Raw genomic sequence first — 25965 nt, forward strand, 5'->3', positions numbered from 1 at the left:
TAAGCCTGTCGTGAGGAGAAGATGAATGTCAAACATGTTATTATATGAAAAAATCGCAAGCATTTTAGAAGATGAGATTAATAATGGAAAGTACAAAATAGGGGAAAAGCTTCTATCAGAAAGGGAATTATCGAAACGATTTAATGTAAGTAGAAATATTATTCGAGAGTCAGTGAAACTTTTAAAAGAAAAGGGGTTAGTGAATGTCGTACAAGGAAAAGGGAGTTATGTTACTAACCGTAATAGTGAGAATTTGATTAGCAGTATTAAACGAATTATGAAACATAATAATGGAAAGCTGCAAGATATTGTAGAGATTCGGGAAGTGCTTGAACAGAAAATAGTTGTATTGGCTGTTGAAAGAGCAACTGATGAGCAAATTCTAAAGTTGGAGCAGATAGTGCTACAAATGGAACAAGAAATGGACTATTCGAAACAGATGACTACTTTGGATCTCGAATTTCATAGTACATTAGCTAAATGTACTCATAACCCACTTTTTCTTGAATTAATGAATTCTATATCAGTTCTGTTAGATGAGTCTATTCATTTATTAATGATGCTTTTTCCACAAACCAAAAAAAATGTCATTATTCAGCACGCTCAAATTGTGGAAGCAATTAAAAAAAGGGATAAGGAACAAGCAATCAAGGTGTTTAGTCAACACTTAAAATTAGTTCGCAAAGAAATGGAGCAGGCTTCCTTTTTATTGAAAAGAGAGCTTTAGTCATTTGAAAGTAGTGTTTTTGATAGCGGTTTAGCACAAAAATAATTAATGTAAGATTATTCGACAACTATCTGTAAAATAGTATAAAAATTCTGTATTTTTAGAAAAATAAATTGAATTATTACCATAAACATAATATAATCTAACTTAATTGGAATATTATTCTTTGTTAAATTTTTGAATTTTTTATTAGTTAACTGGTAGTACCGGTTAATCCGGTTAATAATTGAATTAAATTTCCAGTATGTAGATTTTTCCTACCGTTCTTTAAATTGCTTTGGTCTATTTTTGATGGGAGAGATGAAAATGTCTAAAAAAACAATGTATGAACGCGCAACAGAATTTTTGCCCCCAGTAGGGAATCGAGTTACAACGCTTGGAATCACCCAAGGAAAAGGTGCCTATTTATGGGATGAAAGTGGAAAGAAATATCTTGATTTTGGAAGTGGCATCGGAGTGACAAATGTAGGTCATAACCATCCATATGTAGTAGAAAAGGCAAAGAAGCAAATGGATAAGCTTATTCATGGATGTCATAATGTAGTCTACTATGCTTCGTATATTGATCTGGCTGAGAAAATTATAGGGTTAATGGGAGGGGATTATAAAATTTATTTTTCCAATAGTGGTGCTGAAGCGGTTGAAGGAGCTATTAAACTAGCAAAACGTGTTTCAAAGCGTCCAGGAATTATTTCTTTCAAAAGAAGCTTTCACGGTCGCACCATAGGAGCTACTACCATTACTGCCTCTAACTCCTTTTATCGAAAAGATTATGAAGGTTTAATGCCTAGTGTATATTATGCAGAATATCCTTATCCTCTACGAAGTGGTTTATCTGAAGTAGAAGAAACCAATCGTTGTATTGCAGATCTAGAAGACATCTTTCACTATTTAATTGCACCTGATCAAGTGGCAGCTATTATTATGGAGCCTATCCAAGGAGAAGGTGGCTATATTGTTCCACCAAAATCTTTTATGGAAAAAATTCAGAACATTTGCAAAAAACATGGAATTCTACTTATATTTGATGAAGTGCAAACTGGCTTCGGTCGGACAGGCAAAATGTTTGCTTGGGAGCATTTTGGAGTAAAGCCGGATATTTTATCTGTTGCAAAAGGAATAGCAAATGGTTTTCCATTAAGTGCAGTTATTGGAAGAAAAGAAATAATGGATCAATGGCCGGCTGGTGCGCATGGAGGTACATACGGTGGTAATCCTGTTGCATGTGCTGCCTCTTTAGCAGTTATTGAGTTACTAGAAGATGGATTGCTTGAGAATGCAGAGAAGATGGGGAAATATTTTGCCAATCAATTACAAAAACTTCAAAAATCTATTCCAGGTATTGCGGAAGTAAGAGGCATCGGGCTGATGATTGGCATGGAATTTCAAACAGAGGATGGAAAGCCTGATGCGTCTGTTGTTTCCTTGTTAAGGGAGAAAGCATTGGAAAAGGGGTTGCTCCTTTTATCATGTGGTGTTGACAAAAATGTAATTCGCTTTATTCCACCTACTATAATAACAAGGGAAGAAATTGATTATGCTGTTCATATTATAGAGGAAAGTTTGAAAGAAATTAATGTAGTAGTAGGATGAGATTTAATAAGTCGATGATTGAGTATCTAATATCTAATATCTAACTTTAACTGGTAGTACCAGTTAGTTAAATGGTGAAGCATTATTTCAGAAAAGAAAGGCAGGGATCTTTCATGCTTTATATAGATGGGAAATGGTGCAATGCCCAATCTGGAGAAACGTATAATGTGTTTAATCCTGCGACTGGTGATGTGGTAGGGACAGTCGCTAAGGGTGGGAAATTAGATACGGAAGCAGCGATAGAAGCTGCTAAGTTAGCCTTCCTCCCATGGTCCAAACTGATTGCGAAAGAACGCTGTCAATATTTGAAGGATGTAGCGAATATACTTCATTCGCGAATAGATTTACTTGCTGAATTAATTACTACAGAAATGGGAAAAGCTCTTTTAGATGCGAAAGCAGAAATTGGCCTAGCGATTGACTACTTGAATTGGTATGCAGAAGAGGCAAAAAGAATTTACGGAGATACCATTCCTTCCTCTGATCCTAAAAAAAGATTATTTGTTCTAAGACAGCCAGTGGGTGTAGTAGGAGCTATTACACCTTGGAATTTTCCAATGGCGATGATCACTAGAAAGTTAGCTCCAGCTTTGGCGGCAGGTTGTACAGTTGTTGTAAAGCCTGCTGAGTCAACTCCTTTAACGGCAATTGAAGTGGTAAAGGCTTTTGATGTAGCCAAAGTACCTAAAGGTGTCATCAATTTGGTACATGGTATTCCCAAAGAAATTGGCAATGCCATAATGAGTAGTGATAGTGTACGTAAGATTACTTTTACTGGTTCAACCAAAGTTGGAAAAGAGCTTATGCGCCAGTCAGCTGATACGATGAAAAAAGTTTCGATGGAACTTGGTGGACATGCTCCATTTATTGTATTTGAGGATGCAGATATTGAAAAAGCAGCTGATGGAGTGATTACTAGCAAGTTTAGAAATTCTGGACAAACTTGTGTTTGTACGAATCGAGTTTATGTTCAAAAGTCAATTATAAAACAATTTACAGAAGTTTTAGGTGAAAAAATGAAAAATTTAGTAATTGGTAATGGACTAGATCCTGAGGTAAATATGGGGCCATTGATTAATGAACAAGCTGTTCAAAAGGCAAAAGACCATATTGAGGATGCTGTTATGAAAGGAGCTGAAGTTTTATTTGGTGGGAAGCAGCCAGAAGGAAAGCAATTCGAAAATGGCTATTTCTTTGAACCCACGGTTCTCCTTCATGCCACACATCAAATGAAAATTGCTGGAGAAGAAACCTTTGGTCCAGTTGCTCCAATTTTTGAATTTGAATATGAGGAAGAAGTAATTCAAAAAGCAAATGAGACTAAATATGGATTAGCCTCCTATATTTTCACAAAAGACGCATCACGTATTTTTAGAGTATCAGAAGCGCTTGAATATGGAATTGTCGGCATTAATGATCCATTACCTGCTGTTACACAAGCACCGTTCGGTGGAGTTAAACAATCAGGAATTGGGCGTGAAGGCGGGAAATATGGTATCGAAGATTATTTAGATTATAAATATTTATCAATGGAACTTGATCTGTAAACCTTCTTAAAAAATCGTTATGAAGGGCCAAGTGATTTTTTGAAAATAATGAATGGAATAATCTGTCTTTTTGCAAATCAATTTCTAATAATAATTTTCAACAAATTTGGAGGTTAATGATGAAAAAATTAAGTTTCTTTATAGCGATACTATTGGTGGTTTTATCATTAAGTGCATGCGGATCAAAAAATACTAGTGGTGCGAATGGTTCAGGTAATGGAAATACATTGAAAGCCATTAAAGATGAAGGGAAAATTACGATAGCTGTAGATGATACATACCCACCAATGGAGTTTCGGAACGATAAGAATGAGTTGGTTGGCTTGGATATTGATCTTGCAAAAGAAGTAGCAAAAGAGTTAGGGGTAAAAGCGGAATTTATTCCTACAGCGTGGGATGGAATTATTCCTGGTCTCGATGCAAAAAAATACGATATTATTATGTCCTCTATGAATATAACAGATGAAAGAAAGCAAAAAGTTAATTTTGCTGAATATCTTAATTTTGGCCAAGTTGTAATTGTAAAAACAGGTAATCCTCTTAAAATTAATTCAAAAGAAGATCTTAAAGGGAAGGTTGCAGGTGTTCAATTAGGAACAACAAGTGAAACAGCAGCGAAAACTATTTCAGGAATCAAAGAGATAAAAACGTACAATGGATATACGGATGCTTTCAATGATATGGGATTAGGAAGATTAGATGCCATCATTGTCGGTGAAATGGTTGGGCGTTATTACATGAAGACTAAGCCAGATGCTTTTGAAATAGTTGGAGATAGCTTTCAAGAGCTTCCTGTTGGAATTGCAGTTCGTAAAACTGACAAGGATTTAGAAGAAGCGTTAAATAAAGCAATTAAAAATATGAAAGACCAAGGTACTATTGATAAAGTAAAAGAGGACTGGTTTGGAGAGTAAAAAAGAATCGGGGTAGTAGATGCTCCGGTTTACTTTATCCCACATAACGGGCAGTAAAACCCCCATCTTGGGATGCTGAGAAATCGAGGAAGCGAGGTGGGGGGAGAACTGCCCAAAAGATCCGATAAATTCAACTAACCATCAGTGGAGGGTGAACAACCCCCCCACTGATGAAAGGGTCACTTTATAGTAATAAATTTTTTCATTAGTATGATTTTTATTCATTCTAAAGGAGTGGCGTAATGATGGACTATTATGAATTTTCGATGAAGTACTTACCTTATTTAATGCAAGGTGCATTAGTTACCGTAAAAGTTGCCGCAATTTCTATTATATTAGGATCATTGTTAGGAATTATCATTGGGATGGGAAGAGTATCAAGTATATCTATTTTATGTAAAATAAGTAGATTTTATATTTGGGTAATCAGAGGAACGCCGCTTTTGCTTCAATTATTTGCTATTCACTTTGCACTTCCAACCTTAAATGCTGCATTAACCTTTCCACCATTTGTATCAGCAGTTATTGCACTTACGATAAACTCTTCTGCATATATAGCAGAAATCGCAAGAGGAGCGATTGAATCCATACACAAAGGACAAATGGAAGCTGCACGCTCGCTAGGGTTTAATTATAGGCAATCAATGCACTTTATTATTATTCCTCAAGCATTTCGTCGTATGCTTCCGCCGTTAGGCAATGAATGTATTTCCTTAATTAAAGAATCATCCCTTGTGTCTACCATTGCTTTATATGATTTATTACGAACAGGTCAGCAGATTATAAGTTCTACATATCGCTATATAGAAATTTTTGTCCTAGTAGGTCTAATCTATTTATTGCTAACTACTATTATGGGCTATATCGTAGGGAAAATTGAAAAAAGTGTGAGTGTATATTAACACGATCGGCCCAGGTCACAGTGACAACCCGAATTTGCTCGGAGTTTGTCGAATCGTAATATATTACAAGAATCTAATTATTAAGCTTGTCTCGTATTAGAATAGTAGTTTCATGTGGAGTAGGAGCGGATTTCTGTAATAGATGAATCATGAATAAATAATAACTGGATAAAACGAAAGTTCCTTAAAAGAGTAACGAGTTCGGTTCAGAAGTATAAAGTTCTAAAAAACAAACTAAATAGCATTCAAATTAGAAAGAATTTAGCGTACCAATCATCAGTAAAAATAGAAGTGAAAAAAGCGTGTGCCATTTAAGCACACGCTTTTATACATATAGAGGCATCCATCAGCCTTATTCAAATATTTCTTGTTTGTTATCTACTATTGTCGCTACTTTCATTTTAACACGAGGAACACCATCTTTTTGATAATAATCATTTAATATTTGCTCTACTTCATTTTTGTTTGTTCCAAGTATCTTAGGAGAATATTGCGCAACATGAATGTCGCCATAACCTTTAACACAGTTCGCCATTGTATCCAGTGCAATTAAACTTAAAGGTCTTCCTTTGTTTAGCCAAGATTTCATTCTTTCCCAGGTAGGGAAGCATACGGCTGCCAGCCTTCCCCAATTATCGTTAAAAATTGTGCAAGTTGACTCAATCCAATCAAATATATTGCTTGAACGAAAACGGTTTAAGCAGGTAAAAGCCGCTATTGGCAATTCTTTTTCACTTACCAATTTCAATTTCTCAAATATATTATTTAATCCCTCTTCGGCTGGTAAACTACTAGCTGTTGCCCAAGAAATTGGGTAAAGAAATTCTTCGTCATAATTCTCCCAAAGTTCCCTTACCCATCCCGAAGCAGAAGTACCTAAAACATCAGCTACAATTTTTCAACATTCGTGATTTTACTGCGTAATTTTCGGTTTCATAAAACCTAGATTTTACAGAACGCAAGGTCTTTTTGGTATCGTGATTTTTAAGGGCATTTATTACATTATCCTCAAGAAACCATCTGGTGATTGAAAAATCTATTAAAGACTCCAAATCATTTCGAACGGCTCTTAATGTTGGTGCTTTCTCTTTTTTAGTTACAAATACATCTTCTTCTGGTTGGCAAGCCTCTCCGTCTTCTTCATAAAAATCATCGTGCAATAAAAATTTATTTGAAGAATGGACAACTGCTAGATTATACCATTCAATAGGGCGCAATGAATATTTTAATAGTCTTTCGTGACATTGATTGCATAATTTATAAGGCTGATTAGGGTCATCATTTGTTTCTACAACACTAATCTCATTTCTTTTACAGGCTTCACACAAATCAGTTATTTCCATTGACATCAATTCCTTTTATTGCATATTTATTTTATCTTTTAAATCAAACACCCTCTTGGAATAAATATGACTTTTTCCATCACCACGGGCAGTAGTCCATAGTCTTTCCAAAATGGATAATCTTCTAAGAATGTGTTAAATAAAAGTATTAGTCGCATTATCGTTTACTTTCAAGATAAGATTGGCAATATCTTTCGGTTCTAGTGATGAAAGATATGAATACTCTATATATAAATTTTGTATTCTAATTTGGTTGATGAATACCAAAAATATTTCCTTCATAATGCCCCCCTGCCATTTCAGGCAAAGCATATTTCGGAATTACTACAATAACCATATAAATAAAAAAGCAACGGCCTATGTAAGCTTCAGACATACAAATTGGGCGATCTTATTTACTCTTCCTCAAAGAACGAAAAAAGTAGGCTTACGAGGATGTTAAATATGTTGATCTAAAAGAATTTGGTTACCATCTGGATCTTCTATTGTTAAATGTGCTGGTCCTTCACTAGCTTCATCCGCTTCAGTTAGGATTTTTACTCCTTGTTCTTTCAGCTGCTTTTGAATCTCTCGAATATCGGTAAAAGAATGAAGGTTCTCCGCATTTTGATTCCACCCTGGATTAAAAGTAAGAATGTTCTTGTCAAACATACCCTGGAATAAACCTATTATACAATTTTCATTTTTCATAATAAGCCAATTTTGTGTAATATCGCCACCAAAAATCTCAAATCCAAGGTTTTCGTAAAATGATTTTGATACATGAATGTCTTTTACATTCAAACTTACTGAAAATGCGCCAAGTTTCATTTTTTATCCTCCTCTTAATAATAGAAATATAGAAGCTTTATTTATTAATTATAGGGAAATTTTTTGGGAATGTACAATGGTCACAGTGACAACCCGAAGTGACAGTGACAACCCGAAGTGGCTCGGAATTTGTCGAATTGTAATTGACTAAAAGAAACTAAATTTTTTGAGCTTTTCTTGTGTTAGGGTAGTAATTTCATATGATTGCCCATGTCTACAGTGACAATCCGAAATTTGTCGAAGATTGATAGGTTAAAAGAATCTTGAATTTGTTGTACTTTTCTTGGGTATTCAATAGCAAACGTACAAAACAAAAACATAAAAACTTTATTTCTTAGAGAAGAAAAAAGGTACAAGATAGCAATTCCATAGTGTTTAAGTAACAACAAGGCAAACAAGTGAAAGGCATATAAAAACAAAGACACCACTTTTAGAGAAAATCGCATAAAAGTGATGTCTTTGTTCACATTTCAATTGGCTGTATTAGGGTAGTCTGGCATTAGATGCATGATACATTTCCATGTCCGGAACATTTGTTTTTCGAGAACATAGGTGGATTCTACTCTTGGTAGTTCTTTGCCATTATGAAAAACAATGATGGAGCGATAATCTTTTGCAGTAGTGTCGATTGGCTTTTGGATGGATTCAACATGTTGGTAGAAAATCCAACAGCAGTTTATATGACCAGGTGACTGACTTGGAAAGGCATATATTTGTTTTGTTTGATCAATTGGAATGGGAACTTTCTTTATTACACCAAGCAGGTGAATCACAAATTTGCGCCTGCCTCTATAGTCTGCGCCGCCTTTTATGGCTGCTTTTTCTATGAGCTTTAATGGTGTTTCTTTAATAAATAGCATTTGATTTACTTCTAATACAATCGTGGAGTAGTCGTGGCGAAATGCTGGCAGCAGGGCCATTGGTTTTTTTAGTCACAGTGACGACCCGGAATATCCCGGAATTTGTCGAATACTCATAAGGCAAAAGTATGATAGTTTTGAAAATGCGTCAGACCGCTAAAAAGGAAGAAATACATGCAGCTAGTATTAATCCTATTGATTTTAAGATACGTGATGGCAAAGTGAAATTGTTAATAAAATATAAAATGCCTCTAATTCTTGGTAATGATTTTTCTGGTATTGTGGTGAAAGTTGGAAGAAAAGTGACACGTTTTAATGTTGGTGATGAAATATATGCACGTCCCCGTAAGAGTAACATAGGTACTTTTGCAGAATATATTTCCATTCATGAAAATGATATAGCTTTAAAACCTAAAAATTTGAGCTTTGAGGAAGCAGCATCCATTCCACTAATTGGATTAACTTCCTATCAAGCTTTACATGACGTACTAAAATTACAAAAAGGACAAAAGATTTTGATTCAAGCTGGTGCTGGTGGTGTCGGTACCTTTGCCATTCAACTGGCAAAATTAATGGGTGCCACTGTTGCTACAAATGCCAGCGATGCTGGTGCGAATTTAGTGAAATCTCTAGGTGCAGATAAAATTATTAATTATAAGAAAGAAAAATTTGAGGATATCCTGGAAAATTATGATGCAGTATTTGATACACTTGGGGGCAAGATACTGGAAAAATCATTCGATATTATAAAAGAAGGAGGAAAAATTATCTCTGTATCGGGAATACCGAATGCTCGTTTTGCTAAAGAATATGGTTCAGGATTTTTTAAGAGGTTGTTGTTTTCAGCAGTAAGCCATAAACTTACTACACTTGAAAAAAAGCATCATGTTCAATATATATTTTTGTTTATGAAACCAAGTGGAGATCAATTACGTATTATTGCAAACTTTATTGAGTCAGGTAATATCATCCCTGTAATTGATAGAGTTTTTTCTTTTGAAGATGCTCAAAAGGCGATGGAATATGCGGAGTCGGGAAGGGCTAAAGGAAAAATAATTTTAAAAATCAGATAGCTGTTACCAAAATTGGAGGAAAATTTTTAAAAAGGAGGGGGTGTCTGATTTATCTTTAGTGGAGAACAATAGATAATTGAAATTCTCGCTATTCCCCATAGATGTTAGGTCGCATTGTCTTCCAATATATGATAATGATGACCTTTCCTTTTATTTGATATAATGTAATTGGAGGTGATACTAAATGAAAAAAGTTTCTATCTATATTGATATGTATAACTTTCTTGCCTACTCCTATAAGTTTTTAGGTAATAGAGCGTACTTGGATTTTGTTACTATCCATAAAACATTCATTAATGATGATGAAGTCTTAGAGAAAGTAAAAATCTATGGTGGTTCTAGCATGGGAGGACTGTTAAACAAATTAAGTCAATATAATCATATTGAAATAACAGAGGAATCTATTGGCTGGAATAATAAAGAAAAAAGAACAGATGTCAATTTAGCAATCGATATGTTAGTAGATGGTTTTAAAAATAGTTATGATAAAGCCGTATTAGTAAGTGGAGATTCTGATTTTATAAAAGCCGTCGATGAGGTTAAAAAGTTAAACAAAGAAGTATTTATTGCAACTACTGAAAATGATGGAGTTAAAAACGCAAGGAAATTAATTGAACATGCATCAGGAGTATATTGTTTAGATAAAGAATTCTTTAAAAATAATTGGTTGAAAGCAAAGCCATTTCCTTCTTAAATCTTTTGTTTTATAAGGAGACGGTGTATTTCTACAAATGCTACTATAAAAATTAACATTCAATTTAGAAAACAGCTAACCAAGTTTGATTTTGATTCGCTTCGTTTCTATAAGAATCGTAACTAATGAATATCTATTTTGATTCTTTTTCATAATTAATCAGATAGTATGCAGTCTTGGTAACTCCATGTAAGGCTGTACATTTAACTTTCCTTCTCCGTTAGTCAGTCCAATAAAAAAACTTGTATTTTTCTTTGCCCCTTTATTCATATCCCACATGTAACTTTCTTTCCCTATTTGCTGTACTGGAGTTGTTCCTCTTTCACTTTAACTCACAATGATGATCTGAAATTGAAATAGATCAAAATAACTAGTTAGTTAATCATTGGAACAAGAAATCAATAGACGGCCAACTTATAATCGGAAACCAAAACATGCCTGTTTTATTTTGAAAATTCGTCCATTTATTTCTGTACTAAAAAGATTCTATTCTAAATAGTTATATTGTTTGTACATTCTCAATTTTTGAAATAATTGTTGCATGTTAAAAACACTATGATATAATTCTTACTATAAACGTAGGAATAGTGCGGTTGGGATGTTCGAAAAGCTTTACAAGAATATTCTAGATGTCAACTTAGGAGTGTAAACAAGATGGGTTCACATGTTTTAGATTTAAGAATGTTGCAAAATAACTTTAGTACAGCGGAAATGCGAACTGTATGGAATGATGAGAATAGATTACAGAAGATTCTTGATGTTGAAGCTGCATTAGCATTGGCAGAAAGTGAACTCGGAATTATTCCAGAAAAAGCGGGAAGTGTGATTAAAAACGCTGCTAAAATAGAAAATTTCGAAATTGATAAAATAGCAGAAGAGGCTGCGAAATTAAAACATTCATTAATGGCAACTGTTAATCATTTGCAATTACTTTCTGGAGAGTATGGAGAATTTGTTCATTATGGAATAACTACTCAGGATGTAACTGATACTGGTATGATTCTCCAGTTAAAAGAAGCAAATAATATACTTAAGCGGGATGTTAAGACAGTAGCGAATCTTTTAATTGGACTAGCCTCTAAATATAAAGAAACACCAATGCCTGGAAGAACGCATGGAATGCAAGGGTTACCAACGACTTTTGGCTTTAAGATTGCCGTAGTATTAAGTGAGTTTGAACGTCATTTAGAAAGGTTACATGCTGTTGAAACGAGAGTTTTTACTGGAGTACTTGCTGGAGGAGTCGGTACTTATGCTGCATTAGGAAATAGTGGTCCTAACGTAGAAAAAAGAGCACTAGAACTTCTGGAATTGGACACTCCGACTATTTGTTGGCATTCTTCTCGTGATCGGCTTTCTGAATATGGTTCTATACTTGGTTTGATAAGTGGTTCTCTTGGGAAACTGGGGAATGAATTCTATAATTTAATGCGTTCAGAAATTGATGAAGTAGAAGAACCATTTAAAACTGGGAATGTGGGATCGACAACGATGCCTCATAAACGCAATCCAGCTATTTTTGAAGGAATCGCAAGTTTAACGAAGCCTATTCTGCATAGTGTTGCACTTCTCCATGAATCATTAGTGATGGAACATGAGCGAGATGCAATGAGCTGGAGAAGTGAATGGATTGCTTTGCCGGAAATTTGCTTATATCTTTCTTCTCAGCTAAAAAGTACGATAACTGTATTACAAGGACTGGTAGTAAAACCTATAAATATGATGAAAAACTTGGAAATGCAAGGTGGTCTTATTTTATCAGAACGTGTAATGTTCGCGTTATCTGAAAAGTTGGGAAAACAAACAGCACATTCCCTTGTTTATAAAATTGCTATGGAGTCAGTCGAACAAAAAGCTTCATTTAAAGAGCTTCTAATGGCAAATGAAAAAGTGGCTTCTGTACTGTCTAAGGAAGAAATTAATGAGTTACTAGATCCTAGCCAGTATACAGGTCTTGCAAGTCAAAAGGTAAATGAGGTAATTCAATCCATTAAGAATGGAGGGTTATTAAATGAGTAACTTGTCCTTTCATCAAGCTACTAATAAAGATATTAAAGAATTACTTGATTTATCTTTACGTGGTTATGCATCGATCCGTGAGCTTGGGATTAATTTTGCAGCAGCCACTGCTGACGAGAAGCTAGTAGAAAAAAATGTGAATGAAAATATTTGTTTTTATATGAAGGATGGAGACGAGATGGTAGCGACTGCTTCTATCCGAATGCCATGGAGCAGTCAGCATGGACCTTATGAAATTCCGCATATTTGGTGGGTTGCTGTTGCTCCTGAATATAAGAGAAAAGGTTATGCATCAAAATTATTAGATTTTATCGAAAATGATTACTTGCGAGACACGCTTCATTGTCCTTCCGTATCATTGGGTACAGCAAAAGAACATCCTTGGCTTGCGGAAATGTACCTAAATCGTGGTTATAAAAAGGTTGGAGAGTCTGATTTAGGTAAAGGACATATAACAATATATTTAGAAAAACTATTATTATCAAAATCATATAAGAAAAGGTAGGAAAACATCATGAAGAAGAAATTACTCTTAATTATTACTATGGCAGTTATGCTTTTATTAGCAGCATGCGGGAATGCAAATGAAGAATCAGGAAACAGTAAAAAGAAAGTTCTTCGTGTAGGATCAACGGCACAAAGTTATCCGAACGGTTATGAAAAAGATGGTAAATTGGTTGGGTATGATGTAGAAGTTTTTGAAAAAATTGCTGCAAATTTAGGCTATGACGTAAAATGGGTTAAAACTGATTTTGCAGGTTTAATGGGTCAATTAGAAACAGGAAAAATTGAAACTATTGCAAACTTTGTTGCTGTAACGAAAGAAAGAAAAGAAAAATATAATTTCTCTGAGCCATATGCTTATGCAGGGGTTACCATTGTTACTAATAAAGACAATGATTATGATAGTTTAGATGATTTAAAGGGGAAAACTGTTTCTGGAGTTCTAGGTTCTAATAATGTTGTAAATTTACAAAATTTCAATCCTGAAATTATCGCAAAAACATACGAAACTCGTGATGGAGCAATGAATGACGCAATAAACAAGCGTGTCGATGGCTATGTTAACGCAAAATCATCTTTAATTGCTGAGATTGAAAAAGGTGATCTTCCATTGAAATTTGTTGGTGAGCCATTTGTTTATGAAGATGTTTCTTTTCCTTTCGCAAAAAATGAAGAAGGCGAGAAATTATCTGAAGCATTTAACGCTGAAATCGAGAAGTTACGTGAGGATGGAACTTTAACAGAATTATCTAAGAAATATTTTTCTGGTGAAGACATCACGGTTAAGGAATAATTTGGAGGAACAAAATGAATCTTGAACTTGATTTTGGTTATTTTGTAGAAATTTTCCCGGCACTTTTGAAATTAATTCCATACACCTTATTTCTTGCTGTCATCTCTATGTTTTTTTCCGTCATTGGCGGATTAGTTCTTGCCTTAATTACAAGGTCGAATATCCCTGTTTTAAAGCAGATTGCAACTATTTATATTTCTTTTTTTCGGGCTATTCCAACGTTAGTGCAGTTGTTTTTAATCTATTACGGTTTACCACAGATTTTTCCTGCATTAACGGGAATGACCGCAGTTACGGCAGCTATTTTGGGGCTCAGCTTAAAACAGTCGGCGTTTTTAGCGGAAATCTTCCGAGCAGCATTGAACTCTGTGGAAAAAGGACAAGTAGAGGCTTGTTTATCTGTTGGAATGACAAAAGCACAAGCTTTGCGCAAAATCGTTATACCTCAAGCAATTCGTAATGCAATTCCAGCGAGCAGTAATGTTTTTATTGGTCTAATTAAAGAGACTTCCCTAGCTTTTACATTAGGTATAGTAGAATTATTTGCACAAGGAAAAATTTTAGCAGCAAGTTCCTTGAAATTTTTTGAAACATACTTAGCATTGGCATTGCTTTATTGGATTCTGATTATAATAGTTACTTTAATCCAACAAGTAATTGAAAAGCGAATGGAAAAACCGTATATCAGTTAAAGGAGTCTTACTATGATATCTGTGAAAAATTTGAAAAAGAGCTTCGGTAAAAATACCGTTTTAAATGGTGTTGATTTACACGTCGATCGTGGTGATGTGTTGGCTATTATTGGACCATCTGGTTCAGGTAAATCAACATTATTACGCTGCTTAAATTTATTAGAAGTACCAGATGAAGGCATTATCCATATTGGAGAGACAAGCGTAGATGTAGCAAAAATGGGAAGAAAAGATGTCCATAATTTGCGACAGGAAACAGCAATGGTCTTCCAAAACTATAATCTGTTCAAAAATAAAATGGCTTTGCAAAACGTTACAGAAGCATTAATTGTTGCTAAGAAAATGGATAAGCACGAGGCAGAGAAAATTGGAAAAGAGTTGTTAATTAAGGTTGGACTTGAGGATAAATTTCATCAATATCCGTCTACTTTGTCTGGCGGACAGCAACAGCGTGTCGGGATTGCTCGGGCGCTTGCTGTAAACCCACATGCAATTCTCTTTGATGAACCAACATCTGCACTTGATCCAGAATGGGTTTCTGAAGTACTTCAAGTTATAAAAGAGATTGCAAAGCAAAATACTACAATGATTATCGTCACACATGAAATGAAATTTGCTGAAGAAGTAGCAAACCGAGTCATCTTCATGGCAGACGGAAATATTGTCGAGGAGAATGATCCAAAGGAATTATTTCATAATCCGAAAAATCCAAGAACGAAACAATTTTTAAAAACACTGGAAAGAGATGAATAACAATCATGAAAATGTCCCATGAACTACTAAAGGATTTAATTGGAAAAAGAAGATATTTACATGAAAACCCAGAACTAGCTTTTGAGGAATTTAATACAACTGCTCATATTAAAAAGTGGTTGATAGAACATAATATTGCGATTCTTCCTCTTGATTTAGAAACAGGTGTTGTTGCTGAAATTAAAGGAGCTTTTGAGGGACCAACTATAGCAATTCGGTCAGACATTGATGCCTTACCAATAAAAGAAGAAACAACGGTACCGTTTAAATCGAAAATGGATGGGAAAATGCATGCATGTGGCCATGATTTCCATACTGTTTCCATATTAGGAGCGGCGATCCTCTTATATGAGCAAAAAGATAAATTACACGGAACAGTTAGATTTATTTTCCAAGCAGCAGAGGAAGTGGCTCAAGGTGCGAAGATAGCAGTAGAAAAAGGGGCATTAGAAGGCGTTTCTTCTATTTTTGGTATGCATAATAAACCTGATTTGCCAGTTGGTACCATTGGAGTAAAATCAGGAGGATTAATGGCAAGTGTAGATAAATTTAAAATTAAATTCAATGGTGTAGGTGGGCATGCGGGTATCCCTCATAATGCAATTGATCCTATTGTTATTGCTAGTCAGTATGTAACGTCTGTACAGACCATTATTGCCAGAAGAATAAATTTGTTTGATAATGCTGTTATTAGTATTACCAGTATCCATGGGGGAAACACATGGAATGTAATTCCCAACGCTGTTATTCTTGAAGGAACAGTTCGGACACTCCAGCCTGAAGCACGAGAAGTAATTCCAGGATTAATGAAAAACTTAGCTGAGTCTATTGCTCAAGGAAATGGCGGTTCTGTTGAGTTTATTTGGGATGATTATTTACCAGTAGTAAATAATCATCCTGAATTGGAAGAAATCGCTCGAGTGACTGCTGTAGAAGCTGGCTATAATGTTGTCGATGCTGTGCCAAGTGCAGGTGGAGAAGACTTTGCGTTTTATCAAACTTATATTCCTGGATTTTTTGTTTGGATGGGGGTAGATGGATCTCAAGAATGGCATCATCCAGAATTTGATTTAAAAGAGGAAGCAATAAAAGTTGCATCTGAATATTTTGCTAATCTAGCAGTGAATGTATTGAATAAGAAATAATTCTAACTGTTTTTAACAGTATGCAAAGCACTATATTTCCGAATTATTGATGCTGGATGGAAGTTGTTTTGGTACTTATCTAGAAATTTTGCATTTTTTAGTGTATCATTCTTCTTCTCATAGTTATGATCTTTCTTCTGTATATGAAGGAAGATTTTATTTTTTTTGTTCTAAGATAAGCAAGTATAAAACTTTCAAAATGTGGAGTCTGTCTAGCTTCGCCGTATAGAATGTACAAGTGCCGGGCGAAGACATAAGTTTCGCAGGATGAGAATCAATTATTTTAGTCGATTTTTTTCGTTTACGAGTGTTTAAACGGCCAGCACCTAGCCCCTGTGACTATTGTCTCCTGTCTCAAAAAGTAAAAACACTTTTTGAGGAGTCAGGGGAACATTTTCTTCGGGGCTTAACAAGGGGCTTGCGATTTTCTTAATTTACTCAAAAAGGTTTTAAAAGCAAAGGAGGAAATTCAATATGAAAGATCAACAAAAAAAGGTGAAATTAGGTTTGTTTCTAGCTGGAACTGGCCATCACGTTGCTTCATGGAGACATCCAAATGCTATATCGAATGCATCTATGAATCTATCCTATATGAAAGAAATAGCACAGACTGCTGAAAAAGGATTATTCGACTTATTATTCTTGGCAGATAGCTTATCAGTCGATGAAAATTCACATCCTAATATTCTAACTAGATTTGAGCCAATGACATTGCTATCCTATCTTGCGTCAGTTACAAACCAGATAGGCTTAGTTGCAACCGCATCAACTACATATGAAGAACCCTTTCATGTTGCGAGGAAGTTTGCTTCGTTGGACCATATAAGTGCAGGGCGTGCTGGTTGGAATGTTGTGACAACCTCTCTAGCTTCCACTGCTGAAAATTTTAATAAAACTGAGCATTTAGAACACAGTGCTCGCTATAGAAGAGCAACGGAATTTATTGAAGTTACCAAAAAATTATGGAATTCTTGGGAAGAAGACACTTTATTGATTAACAAAAAATCTGGGCAGTTTATTGATAAAAACAAGTTCCATCAAATCAACCATCACGGTGAATTTTTCTCTGTCAGAGGACCGCTAAATGTGTCAAGATCTCCACAAGGGCATCCAGTAATTGTACAAGCAGGGTCTTCTGGTGATGGACAGCGATTTGCCGCTAAATATGCAGAAATTGTCTTTACTGCCCAAGCAAATAAAGACGATGCAATTACCTTTTACAATGACTTAAAAGGTCAAATGAAATTTTTTAACCGACTGAAAAGCAATTTAAGTATTATGCCTGGATTTATGCCTATTGTAGGAGCGACCGAAGCAGAAGCACAAGAAAGATATGAAGCATTGCAAGAGTTAATCATTCCTAAAGCTGGACTTGCCATTTTGGGCAGGTACTTTGGGGACATAGACTTTGAAGGCATTCCATTGGATACGCCATTTACAGATATCAAACTTCCAGATCACTATAATGGTATCCAGAGCAAACACGAAATGATTTTAAAGAAAGCTAAAGAAGAAAGTTGGACATTACGTCAGACTTATCAATGGGTTGCAGGTTCACGCGGACATCATATAGCCATTGGAACTCCATCTCAAATTGCTGACAAGATGGAGGATTGGGTAAACGAAGGTGCTGCTGATGGATTTAATATCATGCCTGCGCTTTTACCAGATTCTCTATCTGACTTTGTTACCAATGTAATTCCTGAACTGCAATCTAGAGGGATTTATCGTACTGAATATGAAAGTAACACATTACGTGGAAACTTAGGTATAGAAATGCCAGTTCATTTGGCAGTCGGTCACAGTGACGACCCGAAATAGATTGAAATTTGTCGAAGTTTAATGGCCTAGAAGAATCTAAATTTCTGCGCCTATCCTATGTTAGAGTAGTACTTTAATATGGGGCAGTATCTGTTGTCTTTAATAGAAGAATAATAACTGGTTAAAATGAAGGCGCCTTAAAAAAGGGGTCTTTTTTTCTATTTTTGATGAATATCTGCTATTTTTTCATTTTCCTCTAATCAGGTTTCTCTTTAGCGGTCGATTTGGACTGTTTTTTGCTTAGTTATCCTTTAAACTAGCTGTTTCGGCTTTCGCTGGTTCGCTCTTTTTCCCGTACATTGAGGGTACCTAGGAATAACAAGAAAAGCGCTTTTCTACAAGGATAAAACAATGAAGCCTGCTAGTTTTGAAGAGTTAGTGGAACAATATACACCAATGATTCAGCATATGATCAAGAAATTGTCGATTTTCAAAAATAAAGGAGAATTTTTTCAAATTGGATTGATTAGCATTTGGGAAGCAAGTCATACTTTTCAGCCGGAGAAAGGTAAATATAGCAGCTACCTCTACCGACATATGTGGGGAAGGTTTGTGGATGAATTGAAGAAACAATCAAAAGAAGAAGCGCGATATATTCATCCAGAAGAAGAATTTTGGTTGATGGTTGAAAGCCCAAGCCTCTATTCAGAAGAAGAATATAGCATTAGGCAGTTGTGCAAACCATTAACCGAATGCCAAACAAAATGGGTTATTTACACGATGATTCAACAAATGACGGTAAAAGAGATTGCCGAGAAGGAAAAGGTGACACCATCAGCAGTAAAAGGATGGAAGAAGGGAGCGTGGTATTACGGTCACAGTGACGACCCGAAATAGCTCGGATTTTGTCGATTAGCTTAGAATGTTTTATGTAGAAATAGTGGGCATTCTTTTATATAGTTTGACAATAATAGCATAAAAAAGACTTCATCAAAGAAATGAAGGTTTCCCGATGAAGTAGATTATTTGTTGAAGACGAATATGATAATTTAGATTTCCAACAGTAAGTTGCAGGTGATCAATAGCCACACCTGTTAGCAGTCCTTCTAACGATTCATCTCTTGTTTTAATTTGAACGGTTTTACCTATATTCATTAATAAATGATCAAGAAATACTGGTTCTGCAGGAACTGTATATATGGGAGATAACTGTTTCATTGTTTCTGGAAACTGTTTGGAATACATGTATTGGCCGGGTGGTAAAGTTTGATTGTGATTAGAATGCTGAGAATGATGCATTAGCAACTTCACTCCTTTATCCATAACTTATGAGATTATGTCTAATAATGTGCATTAAGACAATGAAGGCGATATTGTCCTGCTAATACATTGGAAAATGAATACATTTCTGGTAAATAAGTATAAATCTAAAGATAAAATTAGTTGAAATAGACGTAAAAAATTAACTTTCTTTTCGTGCTAACTTTTTATATTTTTAAAGCTGGGAGAAAATATTATTCAGCATTTTAGCCATACTATAGATGATAACAGAGAGAAAGGAGGGAATAGAAAATGGGTAGAGCAAATAATCAAAAAGCAGCTGGTAATAAAGGCTCTTTGCCACAAACACCTAAAAACTTGAAAATAGCACCAGAGCAGGTGGATGAGGAGTTTTCTGCTGAATTAGGGGAAAAAGAAAAGCTTAAAGCACCAAAACCACAATAAATAGGAGGAAGGATTGCTGATTATCAGTAATCTTTTTAACTTTATCATTCTGGCCAGCCAGCCCCCCTTCGGTGATACTTTAATTCGTTGGGGGACAGGCATAATGGATTTAAGATTGGAAAAGCCTAATGCAATGAATGCAGATTTTAATATGGTTTGTCTTTTTTAGAGGGATCGTTTGATTATGCCTTTTTATAAAGTGCGGCACATAATTCCGGATGGGCTTAGCGAAAAACCCATCCGTCATATAATATAAGTAGCTTGCGGTTAAGCCTTATCAAGCCCATGCGGTATTTTGCTACATATAACAGATAGTCCGATAACAATCGCACAAATACTCACTGCTATTCCTATGATAAAGCCGGCGAAATTCATGCCAGAATCATCGTTCTGAGAGGGGATGAGAAGGGATAATAGTATAATCCCAACGCCTAGGCATAGATAAAAAGATTGCCCAATAAAGGCTGCAGCAAAGCGTTTGTTTCGGCTCTGATGACGCAGCTGGTATTTAAAGAGCAGCCAGACGACCACGCTGACAAATGGACTGCAAATGGCAATAAGAATGAGTGCGGGAGACCAAGTATAGACATTGAGTTTACTAGCTAACGTAATAGCCCCAGCCGAGATTAAGCATGTGATGAAAAAAATGATAGTATTTAAGACAAAGAGACATAATCCAGAAAGCCATACAGATTGTATGATGTTATGCGGAAGCTTGATCCATGGCTTATGATAAAGGTACTTAGCCATAGCGGGGCCAAAAAGAATGCCCAAAATGGGAAAGAAAAGTAAGATTGACGTCATATTATTAGCTCCTTTGATTTGGATAGATGTGTCTGTTTTTTTATTTTTGCTCTCGTAGGTTTACCATACATCTAATAAAAAGTGCGGTGATGCATCTATTTTAAACCCTTTCCTGCAATGGGAGTTTTTTCTCATACACTGTAGGAAAGCCAGCCCTGATTGAAGGTTTACGGGCTAGTTTCTCCCCACCTCTATTCCTCCAATTTTTTGAATATTGAGATGGGGGCGTGCTGCCTAACTGGATTGGAATAGTATGGGGGCACAACAAAAACAAATTCTAATTTCTCAGCTGAAAATCTGGCAACTATTAAACCGACTAAAAACCTCCAATTAATATATATATAGAATTACTATGTATAGGCTTAAAAATTAGAAAGCTTATACTAATAAGCTTTCAAAGATCAAATTCTCTGAATGACACCCCAGTGGTAGGCTAACCGGCTAATCGGATAAAATAAGCATGTTGTAATGATGCAAAAACGAATAAAACGATTGGTAAGTATAGGCTGAAAACATAATTGAACGCTATGATTGGAAAGTATGAGACCTTCTTTGATTTGTAGGAACGCATCTGTTTTTTCTTCCAATTGGCTATCATCAGTTCATGGTCAAATATTGAATATCATAACCTAGAATTTCTATGTACTGACATTATAACGAGCAGTTAATGAAAAGTCAATATTCAAAGATCATAGGTCACAGTGACGCCCTGAACCATGGTAAATTCTGATCTAACGAGAGAACAAAACCCAAATCTATTGGGAACTTGGGTACTAAAGTTCAAAAAGAAACAAACACGCAACACAATGCAGTGTTGCGCTTGCACTCTAGTGATTTTCGACAAATTTAGATAATATTCGGGGCGTCACTGTGACGACGAAAAATAATCCTTAATATAGGTGGTAATTTTAGTTGGCTTCTTATTTGTAATATTTTCATAATCATGTGTAATCCCTTTAGCTAATCCCAGTTTTGTTGGGAAATGAATACCTATAACCACATTAACGAATTCTTTATTTACCCCTTTATGGAGCATAAATTCTTTAAATTCTTTAACGGAAGGATTGGTGTACTGAATGTTAACGCACAGCACCTCGGTCATAATGTCTGCAACCTTGTGAAAGTCAAACGCCTCATCACCTGTGATCACATATTTCTTATTTTGGTGTTTTTCAGTATCTTGTAAAGCTATCGAGGCCACTTCGGCAATGTCCCTTGTATCCACAAAACTGGTCTTTCCTTTCCCGGCAGGTACAAAGATTCGCTGTCTTTCTTTTATTTCTTCCCCAAGAAAATCATTTAGATTTTGCATGAAATATCCGGCACGAATAAAGGTATAAGGAACGCCAAGCTTTTTAATCAGCTTTTCATTTTTGAAATGATGGATAAACGGCAAGAATTGAACATCTTTAACGGACAAATAGACAATGTGCTTGATGCCCTTTTCTTTTGCCTGATGTAAAAAACTTTCGAACTTAATCATGTCGCCTGGCGGATATATCAGAAATATTTTATCGATGTGGTTTAATGCACTTTCAAATGTGGTTGGATCTGCAAAGTCGAGCGTAACAAATTCATAAGCGTCTCCATACTTCAATTTAACCTTCTCTACATTTCTCACCCCACATTTCATGGGGATCTCTTTTTCTTTTAAAACTTTGGCCACTTCAAAGCCAACTTTTCCAGTAAATCCTGTCACAAGAATATTCATCTTTTCCCTCCATAGCAGGTGTGTTGTTCTTCTGTTTGTTAAAATTCTTCTCGTCATGCTTCTCTTTTTAAAGGTGAAACTACCCTTTTAGTTTAAGTTCAATCACCCTACAATTGCAAGAAAGCTTCTATCTGGGAAGTATACTGCAATTAAATAATGTTAACTTTAAATGGCATAATAAGATTATTATTTTAAGAGAGTGATACGATTGGATTAAACGAAATTAACGCTTATGAACACTTTATAAAAAAGCTGCAACAATCCTCAAAAACAAACACGCACTATAATGCAGCTGTTGCGTTTGCATTCTAGTGATTTTCGACAAATTTAGATAATATTCGGGGCGTCACTGTGACGGAGATTTTTTTTCAGTAAAAAAGTAAAGTAAAGCGAATAGTGGCATAACGACTCCGATTAGTGCGGTTAAACTCCAGCCGCCGTAAGCATAAGACCACCCGCCCAAAGATGAGCCAATTGCTCCTCCAATGAAGAATATAGCCATGAAAAGTCCATTTAGTCTGCCTCTTGATTCACTTCCTAATGAATAAATAGCACGCTGCCCAAGCACAAGGTTTCCCGATACGGCTGCATCTAGCGTAATAGCGGCAATTATAAGCAATACAAGAACCGCTGATGAATTGTTTTGAAAAAAATAGGTTAGTAAAAAAGACAAGATGGCAATCATCATTGCCAGCCCAGTCAAAATTCTGGTCCAGCCTTTATCCGCAAGTCTTCCAGCTATTGGTGCTGCTATTGCGCCACCTACACCTGCCATTGCAAACAATGCGATTCCTTGTTGGGACATTCCAAAATCATTAGTTAAGTGCAAAGGAATTACCGTCCAAAATAGGCTAAAGGCTCCAAATAAACAAGCTTGATAAATGGCTCGTCGATGTAGGATAGGTGTTTGTTTTAAAAGAGATATTAAAGAGAAAATTAATTTAGTATAGTTTATCGAATGTGTTGGTCTGCGCTCAGGAAGAATACGGGATAAAAGAATTAATAAAAGAGTGATAACAATCGCTGATAAAGCAAAAATTGTTTGCCAGCCCCAAATGCTAGTAATTAAGCTTGCCAGAGGACGAGCAAACATAATTCCGAGTAAGAGTCCACTCATTACGGTTCCAACCACTTGCCCCCGCTGCTCTTCAGACGCTAAATGAGCAGCGAAGGGAACTAATATTTGGGCTACCACAGATCCCAGTCCAATAAAGAGGGATGCCGTTAAGAAAATGAATGCATTTGACGCGAATGTTGCCGTAAGCAAAGCACATATTACTACAATTAGTGATACTGTTACGAGGCGCCGATTTTCCATAATGTCACTAAGCGGTACGATAAACAATAACCCTGCAACATAACCGATTTGTGTTAAGGTGACAATGAATCCCGCCGCTGCGGAAGAAAGACCTGTAGAGACACTGATAGGCCCTATTAGAGTTTGTGCGTAATAAAGATTGGCCACAATAAGTCCGCATGCGGATGCTAATAGAAATATAATCCAGCGTGAAATGCGTTTTCCCTCGTTCATTTGATTTGTTTTTTGCATTGTAATCCTCCTCATTTTTGTGTGATTGACCAGGATAAATAGGTTAAAATTAGCCATTATTAATTAAATACTGAACGTATCGTTTATTAATTAATATCTAAATAATATACTGAACGTTCGGTTTTGTAAATAGATATTTTTCATTTAAGGAAATATTTATTATAATGAACGTATCGTTTTTATTTTAAAGAGGAGGATTCGTGTGAATAACAAAAGAGGACGTCCACGTAATGTTGAAACGCAAAAGTCTATCCTATCTGCTTCATATGATTTGCTGTTGGAATATGGCTTTGGAAACGTTACGGTTGAGAAAATTGCGGAGCGTGCCGGGGTTAGTAAAGCTACCATTTATAAATGGTGGCCCAATAAAGCTGCCGTTGTTATGGACGGCTTTTTATCAGCTGCTTCGGCAAGACTACCAATGCCAGATACAGGTAAGGTATTTAATGACATACTTATTCATGCCACTAACCTAGCTCGGTTTTTGGTAAGTAAAGAGGGTAAAGGGATCAAGGAGCTGATTGGTGAAGGTCAATTTGATTCAGGACTATCGGAAGCATACCGGACTAGATATTTTCATCCTCGTCGGCTTGAGGCAAGGCATCTCTTGGAACGTGGGATTGAGCGTGGGGAATTGAGGGAAGATCTTGATCTAGAGGTAAGTATTGATCTGATTTACGGACCAATTTTCTATCGATTACTAGTAATAAATGAAAGTTTGGATGATGAATATGTTGAAAAATTAGTGGAATATTCATTTAAGGGAATTCATTTGGAGTGAAAAGCTACCCTAGTTTTAGGTGGAGTATTCTTTTGTTTTTTGGAAGAGATGTAGGTGAATTTGACGTCATAATCGTGCAGCCCACTCTGTACTCTCCAAAATTGGTGGTTAGAAATTATCAATAGCTAAATATTAACTAATCATAAAAATAAAGGTTGATACAAATTATTAAAATATAATGTGCATCAACCTTTTAATTTTTGCTCCACAATTGAATGAAATTAAGAATAGATCTGAAATAAAGTCATGAAATGTGTCAAAAAAAGGGGATGCTTTTTCTCTAGATTGCTTCCCCAGTAGCAATCAGAACATATTTTCTTCCAATATATGAAAATGACGACCAATCTTTTTATTTGGTATAATGTAATTGGAGGTGATAATAAAATGAAAAAAGTTTCTATTTATATTGATATGTATAACTTTCTTGCCTACTCTTATAAGTTTTTAGGTAATAGAGCGTACTTGGATTTTGTTACTATCCATAAAACGTTCATTAATGATGATGAAGTATTAGAGAAAGTAAAAATCTATGGTGGCTCTAGCATGGGGGGACTGTTAAACAAATTAAGTCAATATAATCATATTGAAATAACAGAGGAATCTATTGGCTGGGATAATAAAGAAAAAAGAACAGATGTCAATTTAGCAATCGATATGTTAGTAGATGGTTTTAAAAATAGTTATGATAAAGCCGTATTAGTCAGTGGAGATTCTGATTTTATAAAAGCCGTCGATGAGGTTAAAAAGTTAAACAAAGAAGTATTTATTGCAACTACTGAAAATGATGGAGTTAAAAACGCCAGGAAATTAATTGAACATGCATCAGGAGTATATTGTTTAGATAAAGAATTCTTTAAAAATAATTGGTTGAAAGCAAAGCCATTTCCTTCTTGAATTTTTTATTTTATAAAGAATTAATCATAACTAATAACGAATATTTGATTTTGATAGAATAAAGAATTATCTTGGTCATTTCTTTGATCAGATAGTTTGAAGCCTTAAACTCTATGTATATTATTTGTACATTCCACGCTCCTTCTCCGTTAGTCCAATAACAAACCATGCATTTTTTCTATGCCCCTTTACCTATATCCACATGTAAACTTTTTTTTCCTATATTGGGTCACAGTGACGCCCCGAATTTTGTCGAATATTTATAGGCTAGAAGTATAACAGTTTAGCTTGTTGTGCTTCTTCTTTTAGTATCTGGGTTGTTTTTAGAGAACATAACCGCTCCTCATTCCTGATTAGAAAATGATTATGAA

General features: G+C 35.4%; 26 protein-coding genes and 2 pseudogenes. 19 read left to right on the forward strand and 9 right to left on the reverse strand.

Annotated elements, in window-relative coordinates; genetic code table 11:
• Positions 1-25 precede the first annotated feature (25 nt).
• The 5 genes from AC5LWL_RS03480 (at position 26) to AC5LWL_RS03500 (ending at position 5683) form a co-directional block, all read left to right on the forward strand.
• The gene (locus tag AC5LWL_RS03480; RefSeq protein ID WP_493433024.1) at positions 26-727 is read left to right on the forward strand and encodes a FadR/GntR family transcriptional regulator; all 702 of its coding nucleotides are present in this window, start codon (positions 26-28) and stop codon (positions 725-727) included.
• Positions 728-1033: 306 nt separating this feature from the next.
• Positions 1034-2320: an aspartate aminotransferase family protein gene (locus AC5LWL_RS03485; protein ID WP_493433025.1), complete on the forward strand. Its 1287-nt coding sequence runs from the start codon at positions 1034-1036 to the stop codon at positions 2318-2320.
• Positions 2321-2433: 113 nt separating this feature from the next.
• Complete coding sequence (locus AC5LWL_RS03490; protein WP_493433026.1) at positions 2434-3867, forward strand: NAD-dependent succinate-semialdehyde dehydrogenase; 1434 nt, start codon at positions 2434-2436, stop codon at positions 3865-3867.
• 119 nt (positions 3868-3986) lie between these two features.
• Positions 3987-4781 carry a transporter substrate-binding domain-containing protein gene (locus tag AC5LWL_RS03495; RefSeq protein ID WP_493433027.1) on the forward strand — a complete coding sequence of 265 codons (795 nt, stop codon included), beginning with the start codon at positions 3987-3989 and terminating at the stop codon, positions 4779-4781.
• Between the two features lie 242 nt (positions 4782-5023).
• Positions 5024-5683 (forward strand): amino acid ABC transporter permease, encoded by a 660-nt coding sequence (locus AC5LWL_RS03500; RefSeq protein ID WP_493433028.1) that lies wholly within the window; start codon positions 5024-5026, stop codon positions 5681-5683.
• Between the two features lie 352 nt (positions 5684-6035).
• On the opposite strand, the gene AC5LWL_RS03505 is transcribed toward AC5LWL_RS03500, so the two are convergent.
• From AC5LWL_RS03505 to AC5LWL_RS03525, 5 genes and pseudogenes are all read right to left on the reverse strand, one after another.
• Complete coding sequence (locus AC5LWL_RS03505) at positions 6036-6425, reverse strand: hypothetical protein (RefSeq protein ID WP_493433029.1); 390 nt, start codon at positions 6423-6425, stop codon at positions 6036-6038.
• A 142-nt stretch (positions 6426-6567) separates the two neighbouring features.
• Positions 6568-7026, reverse strand: a complete 459-nt coding sequence (locus AC5LWL_RS03510; RefSeq protein ID WP_493433030.1) for a hypothetical protein — start codon at positions 7024-7026, stop codon at positions 6568-6570.
• Between the two features lie 244 nt (positions 7027-7270).
• Positions 7271-7354: pseudogene (locus tag AC5LWL_RS03515) on the reverse strand (VOC family protein); the annotation flags it as partial.
• 110 nt (positions 7355-7464) lie between these two features.
• A complete protein-coding gene (locus tag AC5LWL_RS03520) occupies positions 7465-7836 on the reverse strand; it encodes a VOC family protein (RefSeq protein ID WP_493433031.1) in 372 nt (123 codons plus the stop codon).
• A 470-nt stretch (positions 7837-8306) separates the two neighbouring features.
• Positions 8307-8756 carry a competence protein ComK gene (locus AC5LWL_RS03525; protein WP_493433032.1) on the reverse strand — a complete coding sequence of 150 codons (450 nt, stop codon included), beginning with the start codon at positions 8754-8756 and terminating at the stop codon, positions 8307-8309.
• Positions 8757-8863: 107 nt separating this feature from the next.
• Here AC5LWL_RS03525 and AC5LWL_RS03530 point away from each other — a divergent pair.
• From AC5LWL_RS03530 to AC5LWL_RS03575, 10 genes and pseudogenes are all read left to right on the forward strand, one after another.
• Positions 8864-9769 (forward strand): annotated as a pseudogene (locus AC5LWL_RS03530) (NADP-dependent oxidoreductase); the annotation flags it as partial.
• Positions 9770-9953: 184 nt separating this feature from the next.
• A complete protein-coding gene (locus AC5LWL_RS03535) occupies positions 9954-10463 on the forward strand; it encodes an NYN domain-containing protein (RefSeq protein WP_493433033.1) in 510 nt (169 codons plus the stop codon).
• 654 nt (positions 10464-11117) lie between these two features.
• Entirely contained in the window at positions 11118-12482 is a 1365-nt protein-coding gene (gene purB, locus AC5LWL_RS03540; protein WP_493433034.1) for an adenylosuccinate lyase, read from the forward strand.
• The gene (locus AC5LWL_RS03545) at positions 12475-12987 is read left to right on the forward strand and encodes a GNAT family N-acetyltransferase (protein ID WP_493433035.1); all 513 of its coding nucleotides are present in this window, start codon (positions 12475-12477) and stop codon (positions 12985-12987) included. The genes purB and AC5LWL_RS03545 overlap by 8 nt, the downstream gene beginning before the upstream one ends.
• A gap of 9 nt (positions 12988-12996) precedes the next feature.
• Positions 12997-13779 carry a transporter substrate-binding domain-containing protein gene (locus AC5LWL_RS03550; RefSeq protein ID WP_493433036.1) on the forward strand — a complete coding sequence of 261 codons (783 nt, stop codon included), beginning with the start codon at positions 12997-12999 and terminating at the stop codon, positions 13777-13779.
• Positions 13780-13793: 14 nt separating this feature from the next.
• Complete coding sequence (locus AC5LWL_RS03555; RefSeq protein WP_493433037.1) at positions 13794-14471, forward strand: amino acid ABC transporter permease; 678 nt, start codon at positions 13794-13796, stop codon at positions 14469-14471.
• A gap of 12 nt (positions 14472-14483) precedes the next feature.
• Entirely contained in the window at positions 14484-15224 is a 741-nt protein-coding gene (locus AC5LWL_RS03560) for an amino acid ABC transporter ATP-binding protein (protein ID WP_493433038.1), read from the forward strand.
• 5 nt (positions 15225-15229) lie between these two features.
• The gene (locus AC5LWL_RS03565) at positions 15230-16369 is read left to right on the forward strand and encodes an amidohydrolase (protein WP_493433039.1); all 1140 of its coding nucleotides are present in this window, start codon (positions 15230-15232) and stop codon (positions 16367-16369) included.
• A 474-nt stretch (positions 16370-16843) separates the two neighbouring features.
• A complete protein-coding gene (locus tag AC5LWL_RS03570; RefSeq protein ID WP_493433040.1) occupies positions 16844-18190 on the forward strand; it encodes an LLM class flavin-dependent oxidoreductase in 1347 nt (448 codons plus the stop codon).
• A gap of 351 nt (positions 18191-18541) precedes the next feature.
• Positions 18542-19027: a sigma-70 family RNA polymerase sigma factor gene (locus tag AC5LWL_RS03575; RefSeq protein WP_493433041.1), complete on the forward strand. Its 486-nt coding sequence runs from the start codon at positions 18542-18544 to the stop codon at positions 19025-19027.
• Positions 19028-19120: 93 nt separating this feature from the next.
• Here the strand turns inward: AC5LWL_RS03575 and AC5LWL_RS03580 are convergent, their stop codons facing one another.
• Positions 19121-19429 (reverse strand): DUF2642 domain-containing protein, encoded by a 309-nt coding sequence (locus AC5LWL_RS03580; protein ID WP_493433042.1) that lies wholly within the window; start codon positions 19427-19429, stop codon positions 19121-19123.
• 273 nt (positions 19430-19702) lie between these two features.
• On the opposite strand from AC5LWL_RS03580, the gene AC5LWL_RS03585 reads away from it, so the two are divergent.
• Together AC5LWL_RS03585 and AC5LWL_RS03590 are read left to right on the forward strand one after the other, a co-directional pair.
• Positions 19703-19855 (forward strand): YfhD family protein, encoded by a 153-nt coding sequence (locus AC5LWL_RS03585; protein ID WP_493433043.1) that lies wholly within the window; start codon positions 19703-19705, stop codon positions 19853-19855.
• Between the two features lie 13 nt (positions 19856-19868).
• Positions 19869-20024 carry a hypothetical protein gene (locus tag AC5LWL_RS03590; RefSeq protein WP_493433044.1) on the forward strand — a complete coding sequence of 52 codons (156 nt, stop codon included), beginning with the start codon at positions 19869-19871 and terminating at the stop codon, positions 20022-20024.
• Between the two features lie 98 nt (positions 20025-20122).
• Here AC5LWL_RS03590 and AC5LWL_RS03595 read toward each other — a convergent pair whose 3' ends face one another.
• From AC5LWL_RS03595 to AC5LWL_RS03605, 3 genes are all read right to left on the reverse strand, one after another.
• Positions 20123-20659, reverse strand: coding sequence for a hypothetical protein (locus AC5LWL_RS03595; protein ID WP_493433045.1), 537 nt, complete (start codon positions 20657-20659; stop codon positions 20123-20125).
• A gap of 865 nt (positions 20660-21524) precedes the next feature.
• Positions 21525-22370, reverse strand: coding sequence for an SDR family oxidoreductase (locus AC5LWL_RS03600; protein ID WP_493433046.1), 846 nt, complete (start codon positions 22368-22370; stop codon positions 21525-21527).
• 346 nt (positions 22371-22716) lie between these two features.
• Positions 22717-23919 carry an MFS transporter gene (locus tag AC5LWL_RS03605; protein ID WP_493433047.1) on the reverse strand — a complete coding sequence of 401 codons (1203 nt, stop codon included), beginning with the start codon at positions 23917-23919 and terminating at the stop codon, positions 22717-22719.
• Positions 23920-24121: 202 nt separating this feature from the next.
• Here AC5LWL_RS03605 and AC5LWL_RS03610 point away from each other — a divergent pair, with 202 nt between their 5' ends.
• Complete coding sequence (locus AC5LWL_RS03610) at positions 24122-24700, forward strand: TetR/AcrR family transcriptional regulator (RefSeq protein WP_493433048.1); 579 nt, start codon at positions 24122-24124, stop codon at positions 24698-24700.
• Between the two features lie 384 nt (positions 24701-25084).
• Positions 25085-25594 (forward strand): NYN domain-containing protein, encoded by a 510-nt coding sequence (locus tag AC5LWL_RS03615; RefSeq protein ID WP_493433049.1) that lies wholly within the window; start codon positions 25085-25087, stop codon positions 25592-25594.
• The last annotated feature ends 371 nt before the right edge of the window (positions 25595-25965 follow it).

It is taken from the genome of Niallia sp. WK069_GA_01 (assembly GCF_983173855.1).